Origin of the sequence: Streptomyces sp. NPDC050388 (assembly GCF_040655635.1) — a bacterium.
In the GTDB taxonomy this organism is placed as follows: Bacteria; Actinomycetota; Actinomycetes; order Streptomycetales; family Streptomycetaceae; genus Streptomyces.
The window spans coordinates 1-24,734 of sequence record NZ_JBFAKH010000071.1; the positions used below are offsets into that span (position 1 = coordinate 1).

17 protein-coding genes are annotated in these 24,734 nt (G+C 73.0%); 10 read left to right on the forward strand and 7 right to left on the reverse strand.

Annotated features, from left to right (window positions below; all coding sequences use genetic code 11):
* Positions 1-162: 162 nt before the first annotated feature.
* From AB0I73_RS30860 to AB0I73_RS30875, 4 genes are all read right to left on the reverse strand, one after another.
* On the reverse strand, positions 163-537 hold the full coding sequence (locus tag AB0I73_RS30860; RefSeq protein ID WP_003977404.1) for an RNA polymerase-binding protein RbpA: 375 nt from the start codon (positions 535-537) through the stop codon (positions 163-165).
* A gap of 266 nt (positions 538-803) precedes the next feature.
* Positions 804-2,156: an MFS transporter gene (locus tag AB0I73_RS30865; protein WP_363042866.1), complete on the reverse strand. Its 1,353-nt coding sequence runs from the start codon at positions 2,154-2,156 to the stop codon at positions 804-806.
* A 47-nt stretch (positions 2,157-2,203) separates the two neighbouring features.
* The gene (locus AB0I73_RS30870; RefSeq protein ID WP_363042868.1) at positions 2,204-2,971 is read right to left on the reverse strand and encodes a glycerophosphodiester phosphodiesterase; all 768 of its coding nucleotides are present in this window, start codon (positions 2,969-2,971) and stop codon (positions 2,204-2,206) included.
* A complete protein-coding gene (locus tag AB0I73_RS30875; protein WP_363042870.1) occupies positions 2,968-3,633 on the reverse strand; it encodes a hypothetical protein in 666 nt (221 codons plus the stop codon). The genes AB0I73_RS30870 and AB0I73_RS30875 overlap by 4 nt, the downstream gene beginning before the upstream one ends.
* Before the next feature lie 98 nt (positions 3,634-3,731).
* On the opposite strand from AB0I73_RS30875, the gene AB0I73_RS30880 reads away from it, so the two are divergent.
* Positions 3,732-5,231: a PLP-dependent aminotransferase family protein gene (locus AB0I73_RS30880; RefSeq protein ID WP_363042872.1), complete on the forward strand. Its 1,500-nt coding sequence runs from the start codon at positions 3,732-3,734 to the stop codon at positions 5,229-5,231.
* 57 nt (positions 5,232-5,288) lie between these two features.
* Here the strand turns inward: AB0I73_RS30880 and AB0I73_RS30885 are convergent, their stop codons facing one another.
* On the reverse strand, positions 5,289-6,968 hold the full coding sequence (locus AB0I73_RS30885; protein WP_363042874.1) for a hypothetical protein: 1,680 nt from the start codon (positions 6,966-6,968) through the stop codon (positions 5,289-5,291).
* A 57-nt stretch (positions 6,969-7,025) separates the two neighbouring features.
* Positions 7,026-7,220, reverse strand: coding sequence for a hypothetical protein (locus AB0I73_RS30890; protein ID WP_202276830.1), 195 nt, complete (start codon positions 7,218-7,220; stop codon positions 7,026-7,028).
* Between the two features lie 333 nt (positions 7,221-7,553).
* Here AB0I73_RS30890 and AB0I73_RS30895 point away from each other — a divergent pair, with 333 nt between their 5' ends.
* The 8 genes from AB0I73_RS30895 to AB0I73_RS30930 all read left to right on the forward strand — a co-directional run bounded on the left by AB0I73_RS30895 (position 7,554) and on the right by AB0I73_RS30930 (position 20,666).
* Positions 7,554-7,946 carry an ankyrin repeat domain-containing protein gene (locus AB0I73_RS30895; RefSeq protein ID WP_363042876.1) on the forward strand — a complete coding sequence of 131 codons (393 nt, stop codon included), beginning with the start codon at positions 7,554-7,556 and terminating at the stop codon, positions 7,944-7,946.
* Positions 7,947-8,322: 376 nt separating this feature from the next.
* Entirely contained in the window at positions 8,323-9,741 is a 1,419-nt protein-coding gene (locus AB0I73_RS30900) for a HEAT repeat domain-containing protein (RefSeq protein ID WP_363042878.1), read from the forward strand.
* Positions 9,742-9,902: 161 nt separating this feature from the next.
* Positions 9,903-11,024 (forward strand): glycosyltransferase family 1 protein, encoded by a 1,122-nt coding sequence (locus tag AB0I73_RS30905; RefSeq protein ID WP_363042880.1) that lies wholly within the window; start codon positions 9,903-9,905, stop codon positions 11,022-11,024.
* A 110-nt stretch (positions 11,025-11,134) separates the two neighbouring features.
* Entirely contained in the window at positions 11,135-12,325 is a 1,191-nt protein-coding gene (locus tag AB0I73_RS30910; RefSeq protein ID WP_363042913.1) for a glycosyltransferase, read from the forward strand.
* Positions 12,322-13,185: an SGNH/GDSL hydrolase family protein gene (locus AB0I73_RS30915; RefSeq protein WP_363042882.1), complete on the forward strand. Its 864-nt coding sequence runs from the start codon at positions 12,322-12,324 to the stop codon at positions 13,183-13,185. The genes AB0I73_RS30910 and AB0I73_RS30915 overlap by 4 nt, the downstream gene beginning before the upstream one ends.
* Positions 13,186-13,395: 210 nt before the next feature.
* Positions 13,396-14,922 carry a hypothetical protein gene (locus tag AB0I73_RS30920; RefSeq protein ID WP_363042884.1) on the forward strand — a complete coding sequence of 509 codons (1,527 nt, stop codon included), beginning with the start codon at positions 13,396-13,398 and terminating at the stop codon, positions 14,920-14,922.
* Positions 14,923-15,037: 115 nt separating this feature from the next.
* Positions 15,038-15,919, forward strand: a complete 882-nt coding sequence (locus AB0I73_RS30925) for a hypothetical protein (RefSeq protein WP_363042886.1) — start codon at positions 15,038-15,040, stop codon at positions 15,917-15,919.
* A gap of 112 nt (positions 15,920-16,031) precedes the next feature.
* On the forward strand, positions 16,032-20,666 hold the full coding sequence (locus AB0I73_RS30930) for a hypothetical protein (protein ID WP_363042888.1): 4,635 nt from the start codon (positions 16,032-16,034) through the stop codon (positions 20,664-20,666).
* A gap of 396 nt (positions 20,667-21,062) precedes the next feature.
* On the opposite strand, the gene AB0I73_RS30935 is transcribed toward AB0I73_RS30930, so the two are convergent.
* The gene (locus AB0I73_RS30935) at positions 21,063-21,581 is read right to left on the reverse strand and encodes a hypothetical protein (protein WP_363042890.1); all 519 of its coding nucleotides are present in this window, start codon (positions 21,579-21,581) and stop codon (positions 21,063-21,065) included.
* A gap of 418 nt (positions 21,582-21,999) precedes the next feature.
* Here AB0I73_RS30935 and AB0I73_RS30940 point away from each other — a divergent pair, with 418 nt between their 5' ends.
* Positions 22,000-24,723: a nitrate- and nitrite sensing domain-containing protein gene (locus AB0I73_RS30940; protein ID WP_363042915.1), complete on the forward strand. Its 2,724-nt coding sequence runs from the start codon at positions 22,000-22,002 to the stop codon at positions 24,721-24,723.
* The last annotated feature ends 11 nt before the right edge of the window (positions 24,724-24,734 follow it).

The following is a 24,734-nucleotide window of genomic DNA, read 5'->3' on the forward strand; positions in this document are numbered from 1 at the left end:
TCAGTCCGTTCTCTTCAGTCCGTCGCCCTGTCGTCCCGTCGTCTCGTCGTCCCGGCGGCAGGACGGGGTCAAGTGGGCTTTCCTGCTGGGGTCACAGTGGTACGGCGCCCGCGGTCCTGTGTGCTGCTGTGCGCTGTGCTCCCGTCCGATCCTCCGTCGGGCTCAAGCCGACTTTCGGCTGTCCCGGGGGTGAACCGCGATGTTCATCGCACCGGAGCGCAGAACGGCGAGACGCTCCTCGAGGACCTCTTCGAGTTCCTCACGGGTGCGTCGCTCCATCAGCATGTCCCAATGCGTACGCGCGGGCTTGGCCTTCTTCTCCTCGGGGCCGTCGCCGTCAACCAGGAGTGCCTGGGCACCGCAGACCTTGCACTCCCACTCCGGCGGGATCTCCGCCTCGACCGAGAAGGGCATCTCGAAGCGGTGCCCCTTCTCGCATGCGTACTCCACGGCCTGGCGCGGTGCCAGGTCGATGCCGCGGTCCGTCTCGTAGCTGGTCACCACGAGGCGCGTGCCGCGAAGAGCTCGCTCACTCATGAATCGTGCCTCCCGGGCTTGTCGCCCACAGGACAGGTGTCGCTGTCGTCGTCATCCGGTCAACGTCCGGTCGGCGGTAAAGATTCCCGTTCCGGGCCATGTGTCGCCGTCGTAGCCGCAGCCTTGTCAACCAGTGCAGTACCCACCGGCGCCCGGTTTGTCACATCTAATGACAGATGCAACACAGCGTTTCGGTGTCTTTGACGCGCAGTAACGGTACACCTGGCAGGCCAAACGCGTACACTACAGCCCTTTCGCGCCGAGTGCTAAATCTTCTCCGGAACGGGATTCCCCGCGGCGGCGACCGCCCGGCGCACCGGAACCCGCGCGAGCAGCGCGAAACCGAGGACGAAGAAGGCCACCAGCGAGATGATCGCGTCCCGGTAGCTGCCCGTGAGCTGGTAGGTGAGCCCGAACAGCAGCGGACCGAGCCAGCTCATCCCGCGATCGCTCAGCTCGTACGCCGAGAAGTACTCGGCCTCTTTGCCGGGCGGCACGAGGTGGGAGAACAGCGATCGGGACAGGGCCTGGCTGCCGCCGAGGACCAGGCCGATCCCGGCGGCCAGAACGAAGAACCACACCGGCTCCCCGGCGGGCAGGAAGTACCCGGCGGCCAGCGTCAGCGTCCAGGCGACCAGTGAGCCGAGGATCGTGCGCTTCGCCCCGTGGATCCGGGCCAGCCGGCCCAGCGCCAGCGCGCCGACCACCGCCAGTACCTGGACCAGCAGCACGGCGACGATGAGCGTGGACTGCCCGAGCCCCAGCTCCTTCGAGCCGTAGACCGAGGCCTGTGAGATCACCGTCTGGATGCCGTCGTTGTAGACCAGGTACGCCAGCAGGAAGGCGAGCGTGAGCGGGTGGCGCCGCATGTCGCGGACGGTCGCCGCGAGCTGCCGGAAACCGGACAGGGCGGACGACGCCTCCCGCACGGGGGCGCGGCGGTCGCGCAGCCGCCGCAGCGGCACCAGGGCGAAGGCGCCCCACCACAGACCGGCCGACGCCAGGCAGATGCGGACCGCCATGCCCTCGGAGAGTCCGAAACCGTCATGGGCGGAGTAGAGGATCAGGTTGGCGACGAGGACCAGGGCGCCCGCCGCGTAGCCGAAGGCCCAGCCCCGTGAGGAGACCGCGTCGCGTTCCTGGGGAGTGGCGATCTGCGGCAGGTAGGAGTTGTAGAGCATCATCGCCACGGACTGCGCCGCGTTCGCCACGACCAGCAGGGCGCCACCCAGCAGATAGCGCTCGCCGTCGAGGAGGAACATGCACGCCGTGGCGGCGGCACCCGTGTAGGCGGCGGCCGCGAGGAGCGGCTTCTTGCGGCCGGTGCGGTCGGCGGCGGCGCCCACCAGCGGCATCACGAGCACCGCCAGGATCACCGACAGGGACACCGAGTACGCGAAGAACGACCCGGCGCGCACCGGAACGCCGAACGGATGAACGAACCCGTCCGCGTCCGCCGCGGCCTCGGCGACCGACGTCAGATAGGGGCCGAGGAACACCGTGAGAACGCTCGTGGAGTACACGGAGCACGCCCAGTCGTAGAAGTACCAGCCGCGCTGCTCGTACCGTCGGCCGGCCGCCTCGTCCGCTGCCGGTGATCGCACGGTGTCGTCGCCCACCCGTGCCCTCGCTTCCCCGTGAACGCGCTCAGTGGCCGGGCGGGGTCTCAGACCCACAGGCCGCGGTCCTCCATGACCGTACGCAGTATGTCGATGCGATCGGTCATGATGCCATCCACCCCCAGGTCCAGGAGCCGGTGCATCCGCTCGGGTTCGTTGACCGTCCACACGTGTACCTGGAGCCCGCGCGCGTGTGCGGTGCGCACGAAGCGGTGGTCCACCACCGGGACGCCGGACTGGGCCTCCGGAACCTGGGCGGCGACGGCCGACCGGCGCACCGCGGCCGGCAGCCCCCACGAGCGCAGCCGCAGATTCAGCACCCCCCGCGTGCCGTACGAGGTCGCGAGGCGGGGCCCGGCCAGTCGCTGGGCGCGTACCACGCGGGCCTCGGAGAAGGAGCCGAGGCAGACCCGGTCCCAGGCGTCCGTCCGCTCGACCAGCTCCAGGAAGGGCAGGAGAGCCGGCTCGGCCTTGACGTCGACGTTCCACCGCACCTCGGGGAAGGCGGCCAGCAGCTCCTCGAAGAGGGGTACCGGCTCCTGGCCCGCCACGCGCGCGTGCCGCACCTCCCGCCACGGCAGGTCGGCGATCCGGCCCGCCCCGTCCGTCACCCGGTCCAGGGTCGCGTCGTGGAACGCGACGAGCCGGCCGTCCCGCGTGACATGGACGTCCGTCTCGATGTAGCGGTAACCCGCCTCGACGGCACACCGGAACTGGCGCACGGTGTTCTCCAGTCCGTTCGCCGCCCCGCCGCGGTGGGCGAACGCGATCGGGCCGGGATGGTCGAGGTAGGGGTGGCGTATCCGTGAGGTCACGGACGCAGTATCACCCCGTGCGGTTGACCGGTGGCGACGACCGCGGGGCCGGCGGATGCCGAGGGGACGGCGAACACCCGCAGGAAGAGCTGGGCGAGCGGGCCGATCGTCACCGCGTACAGGAGGGTCGCCACGCCCACGGTGCCGCCGAGGACGAAGCCCGTGGCGACCACCGTGACCTCGATGGCCGTGCGCACCAGCCGGATCGACGCCCCCGTGCGCTGATTCAGTCCCGTCATCAGCCCGTCGCGCGGGCCCGGCCCGAAGCGCGCCGCGATGTACAGCCCGGTCGCCGCGCCGTTCAGCACGATGCCGGAGACCGTCATCAGCACGCGGAGGGCCATGCCGTGCGCCTCGGGCACCACGGCCAGGGTCGAGTCCATGGCAGCGCCGATCACCAGGACGTTGGAGACCGTGCCGAGGCCCGGGCGCTGGCGCAGGGGGATCCACAGCAGCAGCACCGCCGCGCCCAGGAGGGTCACCACCAGGCCCATCGACAGGCCCGTCCGCTCGGACAGGCCCTGGTGCAGCACGTTCCACGGCTCCAGACCGAGTCCGGACCTGACCAGCAGGGCCGAGCTCGCGCCGTACAGCGCCAGTCCGGTGTAGAGCTGGAACAGGCGCCGTGCGAGATGCCCGCGCCGGGGCGATCGGCTGGACAAGGCATACCCCCATGGTGGAAGTGGACTGACCCGTGACACCCTGTGGCAGGGAGGGAGATGCCATCCATGGCCAATTCGAGGAAGGTGGACTGATTCAGATGGCGCAGTGGACCTCGGCGGTGGGTGCGGCGCAGCTCGCCCGGCTGCTCAGCTCCCAGCAGGACCGGTCGGCCGGACCCGGCACCCGCCGCCCGCCCGCCTATCGTGCCCTGGCCGACGGGATCCGGCTGCTGGTGCTCGAGGGGCGCGTCCCGGTGGCCGCCCGGCTGCCCGCCGAGCGGGAACTGGCCCTGGCCCTGTCCGTCAGCCGCACCACCGTCGCCGCCGCCTACGAGGCGCTGCGCGGCGAGGGCTTCCTGGAGTCACGACGCGGCGCCGGCAGCTGGACCGCCGTGCCGGCCGGAAACCCGGTGCCCGCGCGGGGACTGGAACCGCTGCCCCCCGAGGCCCTCGGCTCGGTGATCGACCTCGGCTGCGCCGCCCTGCCCGCGCCCGAACCCTGGCTCACCCGCGCCGTACAGGGCGCCCTCGAGGAACTGCCGCCCTATGCGCACACCCACGGCGACTACCCGGCCGGACTGCCGGCGCTGCGCGCGACGATCGCCGACCGGTACACCGCGCGGGGCATCCCGACCATGCCCGAGCAGATCATGGTGACGACCGGGGCGATGGGTGCCATCGACGCCATCTGCCACCGTTTCGGAGGCCGTGGCGAGCGCATCGCCGTCGAGTCGCCGTCCTACGCCAACATCCTCCAGCTGATGCGGGAGGCCGGGGCCCGGCTGGTCCCCGTCGCCATGGCGGAGGGGCTGGCCGGCTGGGACCTGGACCACTGGCGGCAGGTGCTGCGGGAAGCGGCGCCGCGCATCGCGTACGTCGTCGCGGACTTCCACAACCCGACCGGTGCGCTCGCCGACGAGGACCAGCGCCGCCGGCTGGTGGAGGCGGCGCGCTCGGCGGGGACGGTGCTGGTCGCCGACGAGACCATGAGCGAGCTCTGGCTCGATCCGGATGTGGAGATGCCGCGCCCCGTCTGCGCCTTCGACCCGGCCGGCTCCACGGTGATCACGGTCGGCTCGGCGAGCAAGGCGTTCTGGGCCGGTCTGCGTATCGGCTGGGTGCGCGCGGCCCCCGACGTGATCCGCGGTCTCGTCGCGGCGCGCGCGTATGCCGACCTGGGCACGCCCGTGCTGGAACAGCTCGCGGTGAACTGGCTGTTCGGCACGGACGGCTGGGAGCGGGCCGTGGAGATCCGACGGGCGCAGGCCCGGGAGAACCGGGACGCGCTGGTCGACGCGGTGCGCCGGGAGCTGCCCGACTGGGAGTTCGAGGTCCCGCGCGGCGGGCTCACCCTGTGGGTGCGTACCGGTGGGCTCTCGGGGTCGCGGATCGCCGAGGCGGGGGAGCGGGTCGGGGTGCGGGCGCCGTCGGGGCCGCGCTTCGGGGTCGACGGGGCGTTCGAGGGATATGTGCGCCTGCCGTTCACCGTGGGCGGCGCGGTGGCGGAGGAGGCGGCGGTACGGCTGGCCGCGGCGGCACGGATCGTCGAGACCGGCGGGACGTCGGGGGCGGAGGTGCCGCGCTCCTTCGTGGCGTAGCCACGGCGGACGGGCGGCGCCTGCACGCGGTGTTCGAGGGCGGCCGGCGGTGGGCGGTCAGGAGGATTCGGCGACGGCCGCCTCCGCGGGCACGTTGTCCTCGGTGTGCCGGTCGGTCATCGCCGGGGCGGTGTTCACGGAGGTCCCGTCGGCAGGTGCCTTGGACAGGAGGCCGGGTACCGGCCGTGTGCGCTCGGGCGCCCGCGCCTCCGTTTCCGCGTCCGCCGGAGTCGTCCGGGCCGGGAGCAGGTCGAGTACCGCCTGCCGGTGGGCGTCGCTGGTCGCGTCGTCGTACGGGTTCGGCGTGGCCGGCACCTGGATCCGGTGAACCGGGCCCGTGCCCAGACGGGCGTAGCCGCGACCCGGGGGGACGTGTTCGACGGGTGTGGTGTGCGGGGGAGCGCCCAGGACGGCCGCAACCTGCTCCGGTGTCGCGGGTCCGAGGACGACGCGCGCGCGGGTGTGCTGCCGTACCGCGTCGGTGAGGGCCTCCATGCTGTCGAGCTGATCGGCGACGACCACCGTGACGTTCACCGGGCGGCCGTGCCGCAGCGGGACCTGGAGCAGCGACTGGGGGTCCTCGCGGCCGTCCGCGGCGGCGAGGTGCGTGAACGCGCTCGGGCGGTCCAGCAGGATCCAGAGCGGCCGCCTGGTGTCCGCGGGCGGCGGGTCGCCCGCCTGGTGGGCCCGGTTGGTGACGATCAGGCGGCGCTCCGTCTCGTGCGCGGCCCACCGAAGACTTGCCAGGACCCCCGCCAGGCCGCACTCGACGGAGAGCACGCCGTCCCGGCCGGTGAGGCACGCGTACTCCCCGGTGCCGCCGCCGTCGATGATCATCACATCGCCGTGGACCAGTGCCTGCAGTGCGACGGAGCGCAACAGCGTGGAGGTACCGCTGCCGGGGTGCCCGGCCGCCAGCAGATGGGGCTCGGCGGAGCGGATGCCGGTGCGCCAGACGACGGGGGGAACGTCGCGCTGTTCCTTGCCGTGGGTGAGCGGCAGGGTCCGCCGCACCCGGGTGGGATCGGTGAAACCGAGGACCGTCTCGCCGGGGGACGTGACGAAGCGCTGGGCGGCGATGTCGGCGGGCAGCGGGGCTAGGACGCGGACCGTGAGCTGGTTGCCCTCCTCGTCCCAGGCGAAGTGGTATTCGCGGCCGCGCCCCGACTTGGCGGCGAGCAGGTGCTCGATCCGGGCGCGGGACTCCGGTTCGCCGTCGGTGTAGTACGCGGGATAGCTGATCAGCAGGTGGGTGATGCGGCCGGTGCCGTCGAACTCGTACTCGGGGAAGGCGTTCTCCCACGCGCCGCCGTGGGTGTAGAGGGGGTCCGGGTCCCCGGCGGACGAGAAGTACGGCACCAGGGCTTCGTACAGCGACCTCAGGCGCTGGATCTGTGACTCGTCGGGCCCGTCGGACGCGGCCGAGGCGCGGTCCCGGCCCTGCCAGGCCGCCGCCGCCATCAGGGTGATGACGGCGAGCAGGGGGCCGTAGGGGAGGAGCGCCACGACCAGGACCACCGATGTCACCAGGAAGAACAGCGTTCCGCGCCGCTCCTTGGGGGTGGCGAGCCACCTGCGCCGCCCGGCCGAGGCGAGCCGGCGCAGTCCGCGCGTGATCGTGATGAGCGGATGGAGGACGTCCGTGGCGCTGTCGGCAGCCGTCCGGGCCAGCTCCCGGCTCCGGGCGAGCTGGATGCCGCCGTTCCTCAGGATGTGGGGAAGGGGGCGCCGGGCCACTGCTGCCTCCAGTGTGTGCGGGTGGGCGGGTACGTCGGGGAGATGGGGTGCGGTGGGTCAGAACCTGATTCCGCCGAGGAGGCCTGCCAGGCTTTCGCCGCCCGCCTTGATGCTCGGCGCAATGGCCGTACTGGCCAGATAGAAGCCGAACAGCAGGGCCACCACGGCGTGCAACGGCTTCAGGCCGTCCTTGCGGCAGAAGATGAAGAGGACGACGCCGAGCAGGACCACGCCTGAGATCGAGAGGATCATGTGAGTTCTCCTGGTTCGTGGGGGACAGTCACCATGAGTACTTCCATCCTCACAGAATGTATCTATACGACAAAAGGTGCAACTGGGTTAATCGGTGAGTGTTTCGCCCGGTCGGCGGACCGGTGCGGACCGTTCCTGACCCGGCGGACGTGGGCTGTCGCATCCGGCTGTGCCCGGCCGGGTGCCCCGTGATCCTTACCTCGGACACGTCGGCTCATGTGCCGCGCGAGCCAGTACCCTGGCGATTCACCCGTACGGCTCTGCACCGCTCGCAGACGTACACCCTGTCCCCGATGTGCGGAGTGATCCGTGGTGAGAGGCGGTCCGGCCGACATGACTGAAGCCCCTGACCCCGAGGTCGTGGAGTTGGCGACCAAGATCTTCGATCTGGCCCGGCGCGGCCGGACCGGGGAACTCGTGGCCTACGTAGAGGCGGGTGTGCCTGCCGACCTCACCAATGACCGGGGCGACTCGCTCGTGATGCTCGCCGCCTACCACGGCCATGCCGAAGCGGTCCGCGCGCTGCTGGAGCGCGGCGCCGACGCCGACCGGATCAACGACCGGGGACAGACCCCGCTCGCCGGGGCCGCCTTCAAGGGCGAGACCGAGGTGGTCAAGGCCCTTCTGCACGGTGGTGCCGACCCTGCCGCGGGCACTCCCTCGGCCGTCGACACGGCTCGGATGTTCGGCCGCGCGGAACTGCTCGAACTGTTCGGTGGACACTGAACCGCGCAGGGGGCCGAAGCCGGGCCGAGTGCTGAACCGGACGTTGCGCTGAGCGCTCCGACCGGCGAGGGCACGGGAAACCGCGGGAAACTGCGGGAAACCACGGGAAACGGAGTAGGCGGTACGAGGCCGCCGGAATTCGGTCGCGGCAGATGTGACCGCCGGGTCATCATGACGACGTGATTCACGGACGCGATGGCTGGGCAGGTGTTGCCGCACCGTGCGGGCCGTGACGCGGCCCGCACGGGCCACCGACGAGAGGCAGAGGAAGATGGTCTACAGCAAGCAGGAAACGGCGGGCGCCCCGACGTGTTGGCACGCGGCCAGGTAATGCACGTCCCCGGTTGCGTCGACGCTTGATGTGAGGCTGTTTCCCATGTTCGATCCGGTCATAGCGCCCAGCGGTACACTGCTCGGCCTGCTTCAGCGCGGCCGCGGCGACGGCACGCTGCACGCGCTCACCGCCCCGCGCTCCGAAACGCTCGCGGCGCTGAACCACTGCGTGCTGCGCGATCCGCGCCACGACTGGCAGGTGGAGAACCGCTCCCTCTACTACGCCCGCCTCTACCTCGATCTGCACGGTGAACTGGACGCGATCGAGGCACACCTCTTCGAGGCCGAGGACATCCTCGACACCGAGGAGTCACGCACCGGGCTCGCCCTCGCGGTCCTCGGGCACCTCGCCTCCTACGGCAGGCGGGACGCGCTCGTCCTGCTGCGCAGGTACGCCGCCGAGGGCTCCAACTGGACCTGGGCCCTGGACGAACTCGCCCTCCGGGACGACGACGCGGGCCTGCGCGCCCTCGCCGCCCCGGTGCTCGCGCGGTTCACCACCGATGCCGAGGGCGAGGCCGAACTGGCCGCCACCGTCCGCGACGCCTTCGAGCCGCGGCCCTGGCGCCTGTGGGCCGACGATCCACGCGAATCCGTCGCCACGCGTGTGCGCGGCGCCCAGGAGGCCGGCTGCTTCGACCGCTGGCAGCGGCAGATGCGCCCCACCGGTCCCCGTCCCGGGTGGAGCGTGCGGGCCGTCTTCGAATGGGCCCAGCAGGGACTCGAACGCGGCACCGCCCTGCATGTCCCGGCCGCCCGCTGCCTGAGCGCCGTGGCGGGCCCGGAGGACCGGTCCGAGATCGTCCGGGCCGCCGAGGACGGCACCGAGGGGGCCCGTTGCACCGCCCTGCGCTACCTCGCCGACAGCAATGATCCGGACGCCCTCGCCCTGATCGAGGGTGCCGTGGCCACCGGGCCGGCGCCCGTCGTGGAGACCGCCGTCGACGCGTTCGAACGCATGCGCAGTCTCGCCGCCGTCGACCGTGCGCGCCGCTGGGCCCACCGGCCCGACGTCCTGGGCGCCGCCGCCGGCCGTGTCCTCGCCCTCCGGGGCGGCGCCCAGGACCGAGACCTGGTCCTCGCCGCGCTGCGCGAGGCGGTACGGGGCGAGGGCCCCGACGCGCCGACCCTGTGGACCCTCGTCGACGGCGCCGGACGCCTGGGCATCACCTGTGCCGCTCCCGTACTCCGCCACATCTACCGGGAGACCGCCTCCTCCCATCTGCGCGGCCGGGCCGCCCGCGCACTCGCGGCCACCGATCCCTCCTTCGGCAGCGGCTTCGCCGTCGAGTGCCTCTGGGACTGCGAGGAGTCCACTCGCGAGATCGCCGCGCGGCACGCCGAGACCGGCGACGCCCGAGTCTTCGAGCGCCTGCGCCGGCTCGCCGTCGACCCGGCCGAGGAGGCCGAGGTGCAGACCGCCGTACGCAGCCGGATCGGTCCCGGGGAGACCGTCGTGTGACCCGCCCCGGGGCGCGGTGTGAACGCCGGATGTCCCGCTGGGCAGGAGCGCATGGCCGGTGTTCGACCCCTGCGGGTGTGCGACACAACGCTCATGGGACGTTCCCCGGCCGGAAAGATCCACGTTGACGTGGCCACGTCCGGCGCGGCGAGAACACCCGTATGCGAGTCGTCATCGTGACCGAATCCTTTCCCCCTGACGTGAACGGCGTGGCTCACTGCGCGCTCCAGACCGCACGGCACCTCGTGGACCGCGGTCACAGCCCTGTTGTCGTCGCCCCCGCCGCGGGCGACGAACCCGACGACCGGGCTCCGTGCCCCGTCGTCCGGATCCCCTCCCTCCCGCTCCCGGGCTACCCCCAGGTCCGCGTCGCTCTCCCCAGCCGGCGTGTCACCGCGGCGATCGCCGAGCACCGGGCCGATCTCGTCCATCTGGCCAGCCCCTTCGTGCTCGGTGTGCGCGGCATGGCGGCCGCCTCGCGTCTCGGCCTGCCGGCCGTGGCCGTCTACCAGACCGACCTCGCCGGGTACGCCCGCACGTACATGGGCGCGGGCGAGGCCGCGGCCTGGCGTCGGATCCGGTCCGTGCACTCGGCCGCCGACCTCACCCTCGCCCCGTCCGGCGCCGCGCGGAGCGACCTCCAGGAGCACGGCGTCCCCAGGGTCAAACTGTGGCCGCGCGGCGTGGACACCGTCCGTTTCCGGCCCGAACTGCGGGACGAGGCACTGCGCCGGGAACTCGCCCCGAACGGCGAGCTGATCGTCGGCTACGTCGGCCGGCTCGCTCCCGAGAAGCAGGTCGAGCTGCTGGCCGAAACGAGCGCCCTGCCGGGAGTGCGGGTCGTCGTCGTGGGCGACGGCCCCAGCCGACCGGGTCTGGAGCAGGCCATGCCCGGCGCGGCCTTCCTGGGACGACGCACCGGTGACGAACTCGCGAGGATCTTCGCCTCGCTGGACGTCTTCGCCCACACGGGACCGTTCGAGACCTTCTGCCAGACCGTGCAGGAGGCCATGGCGAGCGGCGTGCCCGTGGTCGCGCCCGCCGCGGGCGGCCCGCTGGACCTGGTCGCGCACGGGCGTACCGGGTTCCTGGTGCCGCCGCGCGACGCAGCCGCGGTACGGGACGCGGTGTGGTCGCTGGCCGCCGACCCCCGGCGGCGGGCCGCCTACGGGGCAGCGGGGCGCGCGACGGTCGAGGGCCGTACCTGGGCGGCCGTCGGGGACCGGCTGATCGGCCACTACACGGATGTGCTCGCCGGGCGCAGGACGGCGGTGGCGGCGTGAACGGGCCGGTGGGAACGGAGGCCCTGCCGACTGGTGGGCCGGGTGCCGACGGCACGCAGGGCGTCGAGTGCCCGCAGGACGTCGGGCGCACCCAGGGTGTCGACGGCTCGCTGCGGATCGTGCGGCTCGCGAACTTCGTCGCGCCGGCCTCCGGCGGACTGCGCACCGCGTTGCGGGAGCTCGGCAGGGGCTATCGGGAGGCGGGGCACGAGTCCGTGCTCATCGTCCCCGGTGAGCGGGAGAGCGACCAGGAGACCGAGCAGGGGCGGGTGATCACCCTGCCGGGCCCGCTCCTGCCCGGCACCGGTGGCTACCGCGTCCTCACCGACAAGCGGCGGATCGTCGCCCTGCTGGAGGAACTCGCTCCCGACCGGCTCGAGGTGTCCGACCGTACGACCCTGCGCTGGACCGGCAGATGGGCGCGGCGGGCCCGGGTACCCGCGGTCATGGTCTCCCACGAGACCGCCGACGGCGTGCTGCGCACCTGGGGGCTGCCGGAAGGGGTCGCGCGGCGCACCGCCGACGCCCTCAACGCCCGCACCGCTCACACCTACGCGCGTGTCGTGTGCACCACCGGGTTCGCCGAGCGCGAGTTCGCCAGGATCGGTGCCCGCAACGTCGTACGGGCACCGCTCGGCGTCGACCTGACGGAGCGGCACCCCGCGCTGCACGATCCAGGGCTGCGGGCCCGCCACGCGCGCGGGACGGAAACACTGCTGGTGACGTGTACCCGGCTGTCCGTGGAGAAGCGGCCCGGGACGGCGCTGGACGCGCTGGAGGCACTGCTGCGGCGCGGGCGGCGGGCGGTGCTGGTGGTGGCGGGGGACGGACCGCTGCGGCCGCGGCTCGAGCAGCGCGCCCGGGAACGCGGACTGCCGGTCGTCTTCCTGGGGCACGTCCTCGACCGGGCGTTCCTCGGCGCGCTCCAGGCCTCCGCGGACGTGTGCCTGGCGCCGGGGCCCGCGGAGACCTTCGGGCTCGCCGCGCTGGAGGCGATGGCGTGCGGCACCCCCGTGGTGGCGAGCACCTCGTCCGCGCTGCCGGAGGTGATCGGCTCCGCCGGGGCGGTCGCGGGGGACCGGGGGGAGTCGTTCGCGGACGCCGTCGAACTCCTGCTGGGACGACCGGAGACGGAGCGGCGCGCGGCGGCACGCGCACGTGCGGAGGGCTTCGGGTGGGGAGCGGCCGTGACGGCGTTCCTCGACGCCCACGAGGCCCCGCGGACGGCCGCGAGGGAGAGCGGGCCGGACGGCGTGGCGCCCGTCCGGCCCGCGTCCGCAGCACGGGGAGGCCCGAGATGAGACCCGTGCGGTTCGTGGCCCTCGGCGACTCGCTGACCGAGGGCGTCGGAGACCGCGCCGGGGACGGATGGCGGGGCTGGGCCGCGCTGCTCGCCGGGTCGCTGGACGAGCGGCCCGTACGGTTCACCAACCTGGCGAAGAGCGGGGCGCAGACGCACGACGTGCTCGAAGGCCAACTCCCCGGGGCACTGGCCCTGCGGCCCGACCTCGTCTCGGTCGTCGTCGGGGTCAACGACACCCTGCGCCAGGGCTTCGACATCCACGCCGTGGCCAGGCGGCTGGACCAGGTGTACGCGGCCTGCGCGGCCCAGGGCGCCGTGCTGCTCACCGCGTGCCTGCCCGACCCCGGCGGCACCATGGGCCTGCCCGGGGCGCTGGCCAGGCCGCTCGCCCGCCGGCAGCGCGCGCTCAACACCGTCGTCCACGCGCTGTCCGACCGGTACGGCGCGGTGCACCTGCACGCGAGCGACGGTGACTGGGTCGCCGACCGGGCGATGTGGAGCGCGGACCGGATGCACCCGGGCGAGCGAGGACACCGTCAACTGGCCGTGAGGTTCCACGCGCTGCTGGCGGAGCGGGGTCTCGCCCCCGGACCCGCGCCCTCGCCCGAGCCGGAGTCCGCGGCACCCACCCTGGCGGCGAGCCTGTGGTGGCTGGCCACCGCCGGCACCGGATGGGTGGCCCGTCGGTGCACCGACCTGCTGCCCCAGCTCCTCGCACTCGCCGCCGACGACCTGCGGCACCGTGCGCGGGGGACGAGCGTCCGGCTCGATCTGCGGACCGCCGCCGCGGTGTCGGCGGCACTGGCCGCGCTGACGGCGGGGGAGCCCCCGGGGCGCACGGGCGCCGCACGGCAGTGAGGGTCGCCGTGCGGCGATGAGGTGGGCCGGGCCCTTCGGGGATGCGGGTCCGGCCGCGCGCGCCGCCCGACGCGCACCGCGTCCGGAGCGAACGGGGCGTCAGCGGGCCCCGGCGGCCCCCGTGGGTTCGGAGCAGTGTGACGACCGTGACACCGGAGCGCATCTGCGTCGTTTGGGCCGTTGTCAGACCGAGGACCTAGTCTGTGCACCGTGACTTCACCTGCATCGACGGACAGTGCTCCGCCCCAGCTCAGCGCGGGCCCGCGGCCCGCGCCGGGCCCGGCGGCCGACGAGGGGCTGGCCCGGCGGCTGCGCGCACTCGCCTGCACCGCGCCGCTGCACGACCTGGACGCCCGCAAGGCCAATCTGGCCGGCGAGTACTCGGTGTACGGCATGGCGGAGGTCGCCCTGGCGGCCATCGACCTGGTCACGCTGAACATGGACTTCGACACCGGTGCCGACCACGACCAGATAGTCGCCCGGCTCGTCCCGCGCATCACCGCCCAGGCTCCCCGCCGACCGGCCGCCGAGCACGAGCGGGTGGCCCGCTGGGTCCTGGAGAACCTGATCAACGTCGGCAGTGTCGACCGCGGCTTCCGCGCGGTGTACGGAGTGTTCGGCGCGGACGGCAGCTATGTCCGCCGCGACTACGACTTCAAGCTGATCGAGGAGGTCCCCGGCCCCGGCGGCACCGTCTACCTGCGGACCACGGACGAGGCGGTCAACGTCCTGGTAGGTGCCCTGGACACCGATGTCACCAGTGCCCAGATCGCCGCCGAGGTCAAACTCGAGGTGCTGATCAACCGGGGCAGGCTCGCCGACGCCCAGCTCGCCGCCGAGCAGGCCCGCTACCGGACCGTGCAGTACTCCGAATCGCTGCGCCGCGCCCTGGACGCCACCCGGCGCAACGTACGCGCGGTGGACTGGCTGAGCGCCGTTCCCGACATGATCGCCGAGGCCCTGGACCACGTCGCGGACCGGTACCGCCACGAGAACGCGATCCTCACCAACATCCGCAAGGCCCGTGACGAATCGGAGGACCCCGAGCACAAACGCAGGGCCGCCGAGCTGGTGGACATCGTCAAGGACTGCATCCGCCGGCACACCCAGTTGCAGTCCCGGCTGCTGGAGGCCGGCCCGCTGTTCCGGGCCGAACAGGACCGGCAGGCCTTCGCCACGCCGGCTTCGACCTCGGGCACGGACCTCTACGGACACCTCCTCTCCCCCTTGCTCCCCCTGCCCCTGGAGCAGGCGGTGCGGATCACCGACGCCTTCTTCGCCCGCGGCACCGGGCTGCGTACACCGGTGTCCGTCCGGGTCGCCGACCTCGTCGACATCCTGCTGACCCCGGCGGTGGAACGGGAGCACCTGGGCGCCGAGATGCCGGAACCCGACCTGATCGCCACACCGGACGACAGCCGCTTCACCGAGGAGCAGCTGACGGCCGCGACCACCCTGCTGGAACTGCCGGCCGACGCGCCCCGACGGCTGTCCGGACTGCTCGCCGAGGCCCGCCGCCAGGACCCCGAACTTCCGTACCTGGTGGCTCTGCTGGCGGTCCACGCGGCCAGCCCGCCGGTCGGCACCGCCTACCGCCAGGGTGAGCGGCGCCTGCTCTTCGCGGTGGACGACGGTGTGGGACTGGACGACCCCGAGTTCGGCGGCGCCGACCTCATCGTCGGTACGGCCCTGCTGGACGCGGCGGGGATGGCGGCGGACCGGACGGAGGCGGCCTGATGGGTGTTCCGCCGGACCTCGGGGAGCCTGCGGAGGCCGCCGGCTCCGGGCAGGCCGCCAGTACCGTCGTCGCCGCCGTCACCGTCGTTCGCCAGCGCGAGGAGGAACCGTGTCCGTGAGCGAGCATGCCGAGTGGAGCGAGGCGGAGCCCTCCACCGCACCGGCGAGCGCCGCCGTCACACCCGCCGACGCCGCCGACGCGGCGCGGCTCGTCGCCTTCGGCCTCCAGCCCAAGCTGCAGCCGGCCCGCGACCAGGAGTACGCGGACCTGTTGCGCCGCTACCGTGAGGACCCGCCGTTCGCGCGCCTCGCCGACGCCGTGGCCACCGGCCTCGGCCTGATCGTGCTCGAGGTGTCCCCGCGCGCGGGGATGGCCGTGACCGCAGCCGAGGACTCGGTGTTCGCCGTCCGCATGGGCGACTACGCGCGGCGGACCTCCGCCGACGGCGGCGACCGGTTCCTGCACGGGCTCGCACACCTCGCCGTCGCCGTCATGGCCTTCCCGCGTCCCGAGGACCTCGCCGACGACGCCTACATCGGACGGGTCACCGTCAACGGCGTCGACGCCTTCGTACGCCAGGCCTGCCACCGTCTGGAGGAGCGGGCCGCGGAACAGGGCGAGAACACCGACCCGGCCAGCGACGCCCCAGGGCTGGAGACGGCCTGGCGGATCTGGGCGAGACGCAGCGCGACCGGCGCGACCAAGGACGCACGCCGGCTCGCGGGTTCGACCACCGGCATCGTCGCCAAGGCCGTCACGTTCCTCACCGACTCCGGATTCCTGCAGCGCACCGGCGACGACCATGGCGGCACCTACCGCACGACGGCCCGCTACCAGCTCCAGGTGCGCGACCTGGCGGGCGGTGCGGCCATGGCCGAACTGCTGGAGCTGGGCGTCGTCCCGGTCACCGACGGCACCCCGACCCTGCTGCCCGCGGACAGCGATGAGGACCTGGAACTGGTGGCCGGCGCCGGCCTGCCGTTCCATTCCGTCTGAGCGTCCCCCGCCGCCGCACGTCCTCGCCTCCGTCCCAGTCTCCCCTCCCGCCCCTCCTTCCCGTCCCCGTCTCCGAACCACCCCGACCTGCCGAAAACTTCGAGAGTCCGCCATGTACGAGCTGTCCCGGGTCCGCCTCTACTCCATCGGGCCCGCCGGCGCGCGCTACGCCGACACCGTGCTCGACCTGCGCGGTGTCGGCGAGACCGTGCCCGAACCCGCGCCGACGCAGGCGGAGTTCTTCGCGGAGGAGCCGGTGGGCCCGCCCCGCCGGCCCGCGCCCGCCGGGGTGCTCTTCCTGGAGAACGGCGGCGGCAAGTCCGTCCTGCTGAAGCTGATCTTCTCCGTGATGCTCCCGGGCCACCGCAACACCCTCGGCGGCGCGAGCTCCGGCGTGCTGCGCAAGTTCCTGCTGGCCGACGACTGCGGACACGTGGCGCTGGAGTGGCAGCACGTGCTGACCGGCGAGTGCGTCGTCGTCGGCAAGGCCAGTGAATGGCGTGGCCGCCAGGTCTCCAACGACCCGAGGAAGTTCGCCGAGGCCTGGTACTCGCTGCGGCCCGGCCCGGGACTCAGCCTGGACAACCTTCCCGTCGCGGAGGCCACCGCCGTACGGCCGCCCGCCGACGGCCAGTCCGGCGCGAGGGGCCGCCGCCGCACCATGAAGGGCTTCCGGGACGCCCTCACGGAGGCAGGCAGGACGTATCCGCACCTGGAGGTGCACTGGGAGGAGACCCACGAGCGCTGGACCGAGCACCTCGGCGATCTGGGACTCGACCCCGAACTCTTCCGCTACCAGCGGGAAATGAACGCCGACGAGGGCGAGGCGGCCGGCCTCTTCGCGGTCAAGAAGGACTCGGACTTCACCGATCTGCTGCTGCGCGCCGTCACGGACACCCGTGATACCGACGGACTCGCCGACCTGGTCGGCGGCTTCGGCAACAAGCTGGGCCGACGCGCCGAGCTGATCGCCGAACGGGACTTCACCGCCGGTTCCGTCGAACTGCTCGGCAGGATCGTCGAAGCGGCCGGTGCCCGCACCCAGGCGCGGGAGATCCACACCACGGCCGAGCGCCGCACCCGCACCCTGGCCCGCAGGCTCTCCGCGCGCGGCAACCAGGAACGCGCCCGCGCCGCCGACCTCGCGCAGCGCGTCACCGCCGCCGCCCACGCGGTCACCCAGGCCGGAACGGCGTGCGAACACAGCGCACTGATCTCGGCGGAGATCGCCTACCGGCACGCCTCCCTGGCGCTCACCGCGGCAGAGAAGTCCGCCGCCGCACAGAAACGGGAACTCGCCGACGCGCGCACCCTGTACTCGGCATGGCAGGCCGCAGAGGCAGCGCTGCGCCACCGCGCCGCCGCCGACCGGGCCGCCAGGGTCTCGGCCGCGATCCAGGAGGCCGAGCGGGACGCGGCACCCGCGCTGGCCGCCCGAGCGAAGGCAGCCGTCGACCTCGTACGCGCCCTGCACACCGCCGCGCAGAACGCCGAGAACCTCGCCAACGAGGAGGAGGAGCGGTCCGCCGCCCTCCAGGAGGTCAGCGACGCCGCCCACCGCGACGCCACCGCCGCCGCCACCGAGGCACAGCGGGCCCGCAGCGAGATCGCCCACCTCAGGCAGCGCCTCACCGAGGTCGAGCAGGAGACCACCGAGGCCGTCCGGGCCGGCTGGCTCGACGACAGCGCCCCCGACGCCGACCCGGCCCGCGCCGCCCTCGCGGCCAGCGACGCGGAGAAGACCGCGGTCGCCGCCTGGGAATCGGCCCGCGAGGCGGCCCGCCGGGCGACCGAGCACGCGCGCGAGGCCGCCGCCACCCAGGCGCGCGCGGAACTCACCGCCGCCCGCGCGGCGGACGCGGCCACGGCGGCCGACCGTGCCCACGAGAGCGAACTTCGCACCGCACAGGCACTGGCCGCCGAGGAACGGCCGGCCGAGCTGCTGGGCCTGACCGTCACCGACGTACGCCCCTCAATCCCGTGGCCCCGTCCCGACACGGATGCCGAACCGGACGGCGGCCCCGCCGAAGGCACCCTCACCGCCACGGAACTGGACCGCTTCGCCAACGATCTGTGCGAACTGCTCGACGACGCGGTCTCTTCCGCCGAACGCCAGTTGTTCGAACTGCGCACCGCCGCCGCCGACGACGCCCGCATCCTCGGCGCTCTCGGAGACGGCGGACTGCTGCCGCCCGGCCCGGACGTGCTGGCCACGGTCGAGCACCTCGGCGAGCACGGCATCCCCGCCCTGCCCGGCTGGCGCTATCTCGCCCAGGCCGTCGACCCCGCCGACCACGCACGCGTGCTGGCCGCCCGTCCCGAACTGGTCGACGGTGTCATCATCACCGACCCGGACTCCCACACCCGCGCCCGCGCGGTCCTGAGCGACGCCGCCCTGCTGCCCCGGTCCACGGTCGCCGTCGGCACGGCCGCCGCCCTGCTCGCGCCGACCCCGGCGCCGGACACGGACACCGGGGACGTCTTCCTCGTACCGCCGAACCCGGCCATGCACGACGAGCACGCCGCCGACGAGGAGCGGCAGGCGCTGCGCGTCCGGGCGGCCGCGCGGGACGAAGAGATCCGTGCGCTGGCGGCGCGGCTCGCCAAGGACCGAGAGCTGACCGCGCGGCTCACCTCCTGGCGTACCGGCTGCCCGCCCGGCCGGCTCGCCGAACTGGCCCGCGCGGCGCACGATGCCCGCGCCTTCGCGGCGGAGTCCGAGGCGGAACTCGCCGAGGCACGCGCCGTACGGGCGGAGGCCGAGGAGGCCGCCGCCGAGGCCGTCCGGGTGCGTGACGAGCGCCAGGAGACCGCGCAGAAGGCCCGGCGCGCCGCAGACGCCCTCGCGGGACTCGCCTTCCGGCTGCGCGAGCGGGGCGGCTGGCAGGCCAAACTGAGGGAGTTGGCCGACGACGCCGCCGAGGCGGAGGCCGGCGCCCAGGCCTGCCTGGAGCGCGCGCGGGCCGCCGACGAGGACCGACGCGGCGCGCAGCGGGCCGCCGACGACGCCCGGCGCACCGCGCGGGCGCTGCGCGCCGAGCGCTCCGAGATCGCCGGCGCCCCCGACGACGTACCGGAGGACGGCACCGAGGCGCCGCAGATCTCCCTGCCTGCCCTGCGCGAGGCGTACCGGGCCGCGTCCCAGGTCTACGAGAAGGTCGGCGTCGGCGCCGATCTGCGCGCCGAGCAGGCCCGGGCCGAGAGCGACGAGAGCGCGGCACGCGCGGAGCTGGACCGGCTGAGCAACAAGGTCCGCACCCGCGCGGAGCAGCTGCTCCAGTCGCCCGACGGGTCGGACGGTCCCAGTCGCCAGGCCGCCGCGGCCCGCGCCGAGGAGCTGGTGCAGCTCCTGGAGACCCGTATGTCGAGCGCGAGCGAGCAACTCGGACGGCTGCGCGGCGAGGCGGAGCGGCTCGCGCCCGAGGACGGCGAGGAACACACCGCGCTTCCCGAGGAGTTGGTGCCCCGCGACGCCGAACACGCACAGGCGCTGCTGCGGACCGCCACGGCCGAACTGGCCTCCCGGACGGAGGAGCTGGACCGGACCAGGCAGGCCCACGGAGAACTCCTCGACGCGCACCACGCCGCGGAGGACGCCGCCGGGGGGTTCGACGAGATCGCCGCCATGCTCCGCGACCTGCTGCGTGATCACGCGTCCGAGGAGGAGCCGGAGCGGCCCGAGCCCTACCCGGGCAGCTTGGCGGAGGCCCGCAGCTCCGCCGCGGAAGCCCGCCGGTCACTACGGGGCTGCGCCGCCGATCTGTCCGCCACCGAGTCCGCGGTGCGCGAGGCGAGCGACATCCTCGTCCGGCACGCCAACTCCACCCGCTACGAGCAGGTTCGCACCCCCGCGCGGCAGCAGATCCGCGAACTGCCCGCCTCCGCGCTGCCCGAGCACGCCCACAAGTGGGCGGACGCCTTCGCGCCCCGGCTCCGGGTCCTCACCGACGAACTCGAACAGCTGGAACGCAACCGCGACTCGATCGTGGACCGGCTCAGAGGACTCGTCGAGTCGGCCCTCGCCACCCTGCGCTCCGCGCAGCGGCTGTCCCGGCTGCCCGAAGGGCTCGGCGAGTGGTCCGGGCAGGAATTCCTCCGCATCCGCTTCGAGGAACCCGACCAGGCGACCCTCACCGAACGGCTCGGTGAGGTCATCGACGAGGCGACCCGCGCGGCCGTGCGCAAGAACTCCGATCTGCGGCGCGACGGCATGTCCCTGCTGCTGCGTGGAGTCGCGGCCGCCCTCCGGCCCAAGGGCGTCGCCGTCGAGATCCTCAAGCCGGACGCCGTACTGCGCGCCGAGCGGGTCCCCGTCGGGCAGATGGGCGATGTGTTCTCCGGAGGGCAGCTGCTCACCGCGGCCATCGCCCTGTACTGCACGATGGCCGCGCTGCGCTCCAACGACCGGGGTCGGGAGCGGCACCGGCACGCCGGCACCCTGTTCCTCGACAACCCCATCGGCCGCGCCAACGCCACCTACCTGCTGGAGCTCCAGCGGGCCGTCGCCGACGCGCTCGGTGTGCAGCTCCTCTACACCACCGGCCTGTTCGACACGACGGCACTGGCGGAGTTCCCGCTGGTCATCCGTCTGCGCAACGACGCCGACCTGAGGGCGGGCCTGAAGTACATCAGCGTCGAGGAGCACTTGCGGCCGGGCCTGCCCCGGGAGGCCACGGACGGGGAAGCCGTGCACAGCGAGATCACGGCCACCCGGATGTTCAAACGCCCGGCACCTGCAACCCCCTAGGGGCGCGGGACTGTGTCGACATGCGGTTCCGCGGCGTGGATGCAGGCGGTGCCTGTGACAGGGAGAACGTGCTCGCTCTTGCGTTTCGTAGCGACGTTGGAGCCGGATGCCCGTGCCGCCGACCACAGTCGCAGACGGACGTGGTCGGCGGCACGGAGATGTTCGGCTGTCAGCTCTCGACATGAGGAGCCACGGCCACGGCATCTCCGCCCGATGGCGCCACAACTCCAGCTCTGTGCCTGCCTCCAGGACACATCCAGCGGCACCCCGTGCAGCTGCGGCGGCTGGGAGTGCGCCAGGGCCTGACCGGCACAAGTCGGCGAACGGGTGGGCCTTCGGGCTCGCCGCTTTCGTGTTCACAGGTCGGTGCTCGCCCGTTCGACGACCTGGGCCCCCTCAAGGGTGCGACAACTGCTCCCTCTTGCCCTGTCGGCGGATGCGCCTCTGGGCCCGCTCCGCGGTCTGGGCCTGACGTCGTGCCCTGCGCCGCTCGCGCCGCAGGGACCGGGCGGTGCTGCTCGGTGCCGACACCACGCCGTTGCGCTGGTTCCACACCTGGCGCGTCACCCAGACATCGAGTGCGGCCCAGGTGGCGACCACGGTGCTGGCGATGCTGCTGAGCACCATGGGGAATGCCAGCCACGACCCGGCCAGGGTGCACAGGAACGACACCATGGCCTGTATCAGCGTCACCGAGATGATGAGCACCGCCCGCACGGCTGCCGTCCGCACCGGGTCGGGCAGCCTGCGCCGCTTCGCCGACTCCTCTATCCACAACGGCCGGTAGTGGGAACGGTCCTGAGCGGGTTCCCGCTCACTCCGAACGCCGAGATCCCGCGCATCGGTGTCCCGCCGTGCCGTGTTCTGTGCGGCCACGTCCTTCCCGGACGTCGCCTGCCGCTGTGCCGTGCCCATCACCGTGTCGCTCCCCACCCTCGGTGGACCGCTCACCCCTGTCCGGAGCCCCGATTTTCTACGGCTGCCCGGCTTGCGCTGCTTTACGCCGCCCGGGCGCGGGGTGCGGCTCCTGGGGCCGATTCCGCCCCCCATTTCCTGTATAGAAGGACGAGCGGAGAGTCGTGAAGATTCCCTGTCGGCGAAAAATTTCGGCCAAATGTCCTCGTGTGCCCGCCGGAACGGGCTTTCGGGCCGCCACCGGTTTCGGGGAAGCAATCTCCCTCAATAAGCGGACAACTCCTCATCCTCCCGGGCTCGTACGGAAGCTCTGCCTCCGGAAGAGTCTTCGAGTTACCTGTGCGCCAGTAGTAGGCTCACGCCGTTTGGTGACGTACATGCGTACCCCCTGCCGGTGGGGGTCGAGCTGGGGGAGTCCATGCGCTTTCGCGGGAAGTCCATCCGCCGGAAGATCGTGGCGCTGCTTCTCGTGCCGCTGGTGTCCCTGACGGCGATCTGGGGCTTCGCCACGGTATTCACGGGACGGTCGGTCACTCAGCTGTTTCGGGTCTCCGCAGCGGTCGAGGACATCGGCTACCCGATCGGGGAAACCGTCCGCGTCCTCCAGCAGGAACGCCGCCAGACCCTCGTCCATCTCGCCGATCCGCGGGCCTCGGACACGCTCTCCGCGCTCCGCACCACTCGCACGGCCACCGACGGCGTCATCGCCAAGGTCCGCGAGAACGCGGGCGACCCCGACGTCCGCGACGGGCTGAGCACGGGCGGCGAGGACCGGCTCACCGCTGTCCTGGACGCGTTCGACGGCATCGACTCCCTGCGCGGCAGCGTCGAGCAGGGCACGATGAACCGCGTCGAGGCCCTCGGCCAGTACAACCTTCTCGTGGACTCCTGCTATGCCCTCCTGGCCTCCCTCGACGGCATCGACAACGTGGAGATGGGCCAGCAGGGCCGCGCCCTCCTCAACCTCAGCCGCGCCCGTGAACTCCTCGCCCGCGAGGACGCCCTGCTCGGCTCGGCCCTCGTCGTCGGCACGCTGTCCCGAGCGGAGGTACGCGACATCTCCGACCTCGTGGCCCAGCGCACGCTGCTGTACGACATCGCTCTGCCGCAGTTGCCGGCTGCGGACCGTGACCGTTACGAGAGCTTCTGGAAGAACGCGGCGTCCGCTCCGCTGCGCGTCGCCGAGGAGGCGGCCGTCTCCTCCGGCACCGGACCGCCTCACGGAATCACCGCGAAGAGCTGGGACACCGCCGCCGGCCGTGTGCTCGAAGAACTCGGCACTCTCAACGAGCAGGCCGACGACCGCTATCAGGACCGCGTCCACCCGGTCGCCATGGACGTCATCACCCGGGCCGTCGTCGCCGGCGTCCTCGGGCTGGTCGCCCTCCTCGTCTCCCTCGTCCTGTCCGTGCGCATCGGCCGCGGCCTCATCCGTGACCTGCGGCAGTTGCGTCTCGAGGCCCATGAGGCGTCCGGCGTGCGACTGCCCAGTGTGATGCGCCGTCTCTCAGCGGGTGAACAGGTCGACATCGAGACCGAGGTCCCCCGCCTGGAGTACGACAGGAACGAGTTGGGCGAGGTCGGCCAGGCCCTCAACACCCTGCAGCGCGCGGCCGTGGAGGCAGCCGTCAAACAGGCCGAACTGCGCTCCGGGGTCTCGGAGGTGTTCGTCAACCTCGCCCGCCGCAGCCAGGTCCTGCTGCACAAGCAGCTCACTCTGCTGGACAGCATGGAGCGCCGGACCGAGGACACCGAGGAACTCGCCGACCTGTTCCGTCTGGACCATCTGACCACCCGCATGCGCCGGCACGCCGAGGGTCTGGTCATCCTCTCCGGAGCCGCGCCCTCCCGGCAGTGGCGCAAACCCGTCCAGCTCATGGACGTCGTGCGCGCAGCCGTCGCCGAGGTCGAGGACTACGAGCGCATCGAGGTCCGCAGGCTGCCGCGGGTCGCCGTCACCGGCCCCGCCGTCGCCGACCTCACCCACCTCGTGGCCGAACTCCTGGAGAACGCCACGGTGTTCTCCCCACCGCACACCGCCGTCCAGGTCCTGGGCGAGCGCGTCGCCAACGGCTTCACCCTGGAGATCCACGACCGCGGTCTCGGCATGGCGGCCGAAGCGCTGCTGGACGCCAACCTGCGGCTCGCCGAGACCCCGGAGTTCGAACTCTCCGACACCGACCGGCTCGGACTGTTCGTGGTCAGCCGTCTCGCGCAGCGGCAGAACGTCCGGGTCTCCTTGCAGCCCTCCCCCTACGGCGGTACCACCGCGGTCGTCTTCATCCCGGACGCGCTCCTGACGGACGACGTCCCGGACACCAACGGAGTCGGCTTCCGCCTCGACCGCCCCCGGCGCACCAAGGACAAGGAGCCGGAGGAAGACCGCCGTCGCGCGCTGTCCCGGGTGCCCGTACAACTGCCCGGACTGCCCGCCTCGCTGCTGGACGGGCCGGTCGAACTCGAGAGCCCCGTCGACCTGGACGCCCTCGACGACTGTCCGGGGGCCCCGGGGGACGAGGACGACGAGGGCAACGGACACGGCGGCCTGTTCCGCCCCAGGCGCTCCCCGGCCCGCACCAAGGACGAGCGGCCGGGCCGTCGGCGTGAGCCGCATCAGCGGGCTCCCGAGAACCACGACGGACCGGACAGGGACACGGACGGGCAGATGAACAGCCCTGCTCCGCTGCTCCGCAGGGGGGTCCCCAAGCTGGTCAGTTCCCACGGCCGCCCGGTCGGCGACGAGCACGTCCGCCGGGAGCGGACGGACCACGACACCGGCACCCCATCCGCCCACCCGGGGCAGGAGCCCGCACCGCCGCCCCTGCCCGTCCGCCGACGGAGCGCGGAGTCCCACCCCGGCACCACCCCGCAGGACGCGAACGGCCCGCAGGACGCGGAGGACCGGCCCGACCCCGGATCGCTGCCCCGACGTGTACGGCAGGCCAGCCTCGCCCCACAGCTCAAACGGAGCACGCGACCACGGAACGAGGAAAGATCCCGGCCCGTCGAACGGGACGCGGAGGAAGTACGCAGCCGCATGGCCTCGCTCCAGCGCGGGTGGCAGCGCGGCCGCGACGAGAACGCCGAGGCCGACGACGGCCCCGGCGGGGCAGCACCACGAGGAACGATCAACGATGACTAGGGGGGACGGTC